The 549-nt window shown below is 72.9% G+C and carries 1 protein-coding gene; it reads left to right on the plus strand.

The genetic code is table 11. The features are described from left to right. The coding region (locus ND747_RS16615) for a TetR/AcrR family transcriptional regulator (RefSeq protein WP_251734511.1) at positions 1 to 549 on the plus strand (549 nt) is incomplete at both ends.

Consider the following 549-nt stretch of genomic DNA (forward strand, 5'->3'; position numbering starts at 1 on the left):
CGGCTGCTCGACGCGGCGCGCGCCGCGTTCACCGAGACGGGCGTGGACGCGCCCCCCACCGAGATCGCCCGTCGGGCCGGCGTCGGCGTCGGCACCCTGTACCGCCACTTCCCCGACCGGGCCGCCCTGGTCGACGCTGTTCTCGGCGATCGTTATGACACGCTGCGCGACGAAGCCGACCGTCTCCTCAACGCCTGCACCACCCCGGCCTTTGTGGATGCCGCGGACGCCTTCGCGGCGCTGACCACCTGGCTGGACCTGTTCGCCCACCACCTGGCACTGTTCCACGGGATGGCCGACTCGCTGCGTCCCACCCTGCTCAAGCATCCGGTGCACGCCACCCGAGGATGCGACGCCATGCTCGCCGCCTGGGACCGCCTGTTCACCCAGGCCCAGCAAACCGGCGCGATCCGCCGCGACGCCCACCCCCGGGACATCCTGCGCGCGGTCAACGCCCTGCGCTGGGCCACCCAGGGCACCCCCACCGCAACCGACGAGGCCGACCGTCTGCGCACGCTGCTGCTCGACGGCCTTCGCTACCAGCACACC

It is taken from the genome of Frankia sp. R82 (assembly GCF_023716925.1).
GTDB lineage: Bacteria > Actinomycetota > Actinomycetes > Frankiales > Frankiaceae > Frankia.